The sequence below is a fragment of the Nonomuraea sp. NPDC001684 genome (assembly GCF_053596515.1).
In genome coordinates this window covers 1-3,768 of the sequence record NZ_JBSFGJ010000661.1, presented here as the reverse complement: position 1 = coordinate 3,768, position 3,768 = coordinate 1, and the positions used below count along the sequence as shown (strand labels likewise).

The 3,768-nt window shown below is 68.9% G+C and carries 5 protein-coding genes; 2 read left to right on the top strand and 3 right to left on the bottom strand.

Annotated elements, in window-relative coordinates; genetic code table 11:
* Nucleotides 1-90: 90 nt before the first annotated feature.
* Nucleotides 91-438 carry a hypothetical protein gene (locus tag ACWCSD_RS49575; RefSeq protein ID WP_449926323.1) on the bottom strand — a complete coding sequence of 116 codons (348 nt, stop codon included), beginning with the start codon at nt 436-438 and terminating at the stop codon, nt 91-93.
* Between the two features lie 353 nt (nt 439-791).
* On the opposite strand from ACWCSD_RS49575, the gene ACWCSD_RS49570 reads away from it, so the two are divergent.
* Complete coding sequence (locus ACWCSD_RS49570; protein WP_449926321.1) at nt 792-1,280, top strand: hypothetical protein; 489 nt, start codon at nt 792-794, stop codon at nt 1,278-1,280.
* Between the two features lie 56 nt (nt 1,281-1,336).
* Nucleotides 1,337-1,501: a LuxR C-terminal-related transcriptional regulator gene (locus tag ACWCSD_RS49565; RefSeq protein ID WP_449926326.1), complete on the top strand. Its 165-nt coding sequence runs from the start codon at nt 1,337-1,339 to the stop codon at nt 1,499-1,501.
* On the opposite strand, the gene ACWCSD_RS49560 is transcribed toward ACWCSD_RS49565, so the two are convergent.
* Together ACWCSD_RS49560 and ACWCSD_RS49555 are read right to left on the bottom strand one after the other, a co-directional pair.
* Complete coding sequence (locus tag ACWCSD_RS49560) at nt 1,498-3,477, bottom strand: histidine kinase (RefSeq protein ID WP_449926318.1); 1,980 nt, start codon at nt 3,475-3,477, stop codon at nt 1,498-1,500. The genes ACWCSD_RS49565 and ACWCSD_RS49560 overlap by 4 nt on opposite strands.
* A 35-nt stretch (nt 3,478-3,512) precedes the next feature.
* On the bottom strand, nt 3,513-3,768 hold a 256-nt coding region (locus ACWCSD_RS49555; RefSeq protein ID WP_449926315.1), incomplete at its 5' end, for an SbtR family transcriptional regulator.

The window sequence follows — 3,768 nt, the reverse complement described above, 5'->3', positions numbered from 1 at the left end:
GGAGGTCCGCGACGACATTCATGAGGCGTTCCTCAAGCTGGCCTGCGCGCTCATCTGCTGGCGACGCCTCATCTCATTCCGTTAGCAGCTCTAAGCGAACTCGGTCAGGAGGTTGAGCACCTGCGGATCAGCCGCAAGACCCTCCTGTCCCTCTCCGAAGCGGACCCCGACCCGGTCGAGCCGATCGCGCCGCTGGCCGGCTTCGATCATCCCGACTACCAGCAGATTCTCACCGCCGTCGGTACGACCGGCGGCTCTCTGCGCGCCCGCGATCTGGCACTGGCGATGGATATGCCGCTGACGCCCAACGGCATCCAAAACGTCCGTGCCAAGCTCAAACGTCTGGCCAGTCGCGGCATCCTCGTCGAAACCGAGCCAGGCTTGTTCACCCAGCCGCGCCCGTAGGCCGAACGGCGCCCACCAACCAGCAGGCCTCATCCAACCGCAACGACGAAAAGGGCCATCAGCTCGCGTAACGCACTCTCAGACCCGGCGCCGAAGCCATCGCCAAGATCACCGAGGTCTTGGCGCCGCGGCGCCGCACCCACTGATCAACTGAGTGGCGCCGACCGGAGCTGTGGGGGCCATCACGGACCGCTGACTGGCGAAGCCCCCAGATCGCTCGTTCAACGACTCTTACCGGTCTCGACGGCCCACTCGTCTTCAGCTTGGGCGAGATCTGCCTGTCACGTTTGTTAGAGGCACCTCAAGGAGCCGGGAGTCGGACGGGCGAAGACAACTCGGAGAGAATGGCTTTCGTGCTTTCTCCCCGCGCGTCCGTGCTTCGCCGAATGAAGACTCTGGCAGTTCTGGAGTCCGTCAATATTCCGCTGCTGGCCGGGGTGCTGATCGGCATACTGGGCATGCCCTTGACCGTGGCCAACTCGGCAGGGCTTGTGCTGGTCCTGCTCGTCTTGGCTGAGGGCGGCATGTACTGGTGGTTGAAGAGCACCCAGCTCTCTTCGCGAGCTCCCGTTCCGGCAGGGATGGCGATGTATCGCGTGATCTCTCGGATTAACGTCGGCCTGCTGGTGGCGGGGGCCGTCGTGGTGGTTGCCGGCCTGGTCATGGGCGCGTCCGGCGCGCAGGTCTGGCCGGGGGCGGCGCTGTGGGTGTTCGCGCTGCTGGAGCACGTGAACTACTTCCATCTGCAGCTCATGCACGACACCCGCGCCGACCTGGGCCACCTGGTGAGGACCGGCCGCCTGCGCCGCTCGCATCTGGCTCTCGACATGGCGCGCGTTTCCAGGGGGCCACGGGTTGGAAGCCTTCGAGGATGAGGGGCATCCCAGCCCCCGCTGTTGACAACCCTCGTGGTCAAGACGACTAGTCCGTCATCCCGCGCCTTGTTACCACCGGCGTCGAGGCCACCCAGATCGCTGCCGAAGTGTTCCTCGGCGCCGGCACCGTCCGCAACGACCTGGCCGCGATCGTCGCCAAGGTCAACGTGCTCAACCGCGCCGATGTCGCTCGCCTTGCCATCGGGTCGGGGTGGATCTAGGCGGGGACCCAGGAGCGCGTCGGCACCGTCGCGGCCAGCTCGAACCACTCGCCGTCCCGGGTCAGGTCCAGCCGCCCGTCCAACTCGGCCAGGCGCGTGGTCAGGTTGCCCATCCCGGCCGAGCCGCGGCGGATCGGCTTGGCCTGCGCGCCGTCGTTGCGTACGGCCATTCGTACGTCGCCGTCGCGTTCGTTCGTGCTGATCGCGCAGTGGCGGGCGGAGCTGTGCCGCAGCACGTTGGTGACCGCCTCGCGCAGCACTGCGCCGAGCGTGGTCTCCACCTCGGTGCCGAGCGTGCCGTGACCGAGTTCCAGCGTGACCTCGATGCCCGCGGCCGCCAGCACCGAACGCACTGAGTCGGCCTCGCCCGCCAGCGACAGCCTCCCCCGCTCGCCGGAGACGGTCCGCAGGTCGCTCATGGCCTGCTCGGTCATGGCCAGCACGTCGTCCAGTTCGGCGCGGGCGCGTTCGGGTTCCAGCCGCCTGGCCAGCTCGCTCTTGAGCAGGATCGCCGCCAGCGTGTGCCCGAGCAGGTCGTGCAGGTCACGCGCGGCCCGCAACCGCTCCTCCACCACCACCGACCTGGCCAGCCCGTCCTTGGCCGCGCTCAGCTCCCGGTCGAGCCGTGCCAGCGTGAACAGGCCGTAGATGACCAGTCCCGTCACGAGGGTGCTGACCGTGTAGTTCACCACCAGCGGGTACGGCAGGCCGATCACCAGCCCGGCGCCCCCCACCACCGCCATGACGGCGGCCACCAGCGGCACCGCCGCCCTGAGTCGGAGGGCCAGCAGCAGCGGCCCGGTCAGGAACCCGGTCGTCACCAGCCAGGCCTGCTCGAACACCGGGATCGGGGCGAGCGTCAGCAACGCCATGACGATCAGTGCGATCGGATGCCTGCCCTCGATCGAGCGCAGGTGGATGAAAATGATGACGGCCAGCAGCGGAAGGGGCCACCACGAACCGGCCAGCAGCAACGCCTTGGCCGAGAACCCGACCAGCACCGCCGCGAGCACCGCCGTCGACAGCTTGCTGGACAGGGCAGGCGGGTCAGGCAGCGTGGTGCCGGGCAGCGCCACCTCCACCAGGACCTGAGCGTTGTCGTCGACGCCGGTGGTGAGCGTGCCACCGGCCGCCGCGACCTGGGCGGGGAGATCGGCCAGGAACTCGTCCGTGGCGCTGGGGGCGCCGTCGTGGGCGATGCTCAGCCGTACGGTGTTGTCTTGCGTGGCTGACTCGATCACGCAGCGGGAGGCGGCGCGGCGCCGGACGATCTCGGTCACGGCCTCGCGCAGGACGGTGGCCAGCAGCGCGCCGGCCGGGCCGAGTGGTTCCGCGTGCCGTATCCGCACCTCGGTGGCGACTCCCGCGGCGATCAGCATGCCCTTGGCGGTGGTGAGTTCGGGGGCCAGCGACATCGCGCGGTAGCCGACGGCGGCGGCTCTGGCCTCGCTCAGCGAGTGCCGGGCCGATTCCACGTCAGGCGTGCCCTTCCGGGCGCTGGCCGCGATCGTGTCGAGCGCGGCGCCCAGGCTCTGGTTGAGCTCCGCCGCGATGCGGAGCTGTTCCTCGGCCACCGCGGTCATCGCCAGCGACAGGCGAGCGGCGGTCACCTCCTGGATCCGGTCCAGCATCGTGGCCAGGCCGTACACGATCAGGGCGATCAGGACCATGCTGATCACCGGGTCTGCCGGTCCCAGCAGCAGCGCGCTGCCCGTCACCACGAGGGCGAGCGGCCAGGACGTGGTCAGCAGCAGTGAACCGGCGACGAAGCCGAGGATGCCGACCGAAGTGTCGAAGGCGAACACGGAACCGTAGGCGGCGGCGGCCTGCAGCGCGATCAACCACCAGGACCGGCGCCGGATGAAGAGCACCTGAAGGCCGAGGACTGCCAGGGCCAGGGGTGACCCGGCCATCGCGTAGACGCCTGCCAACCCGGCCAGCACCAGGAGGACGGTCCACTTTGCCCACGTTTGCACCCACGTACCGTTCCGATCCTCCTCAAGTGTCGTCATCACGAGTCGGTTGCGGGGCGCATCCCGTCGATGCCGAAGGACAACAGGCGCTCGCCCTGTGCGGGCGATGTCTGTTCCCCGGCCCAGGCGACCGCGTTGATCAGGGCGTAAAGGTCTGAGGCGGTGGCATCGCCGCGCACGGTTCCGGCGGCCTGTGCGCGATTGAGAAGCTGCTCGCCGGCGGCGAGCACCGCCTGGCAGGCGGCATGCAGTTGCGAGGTCTCATCTTCGATGCTGCGCATCAGCGAGGTCGCC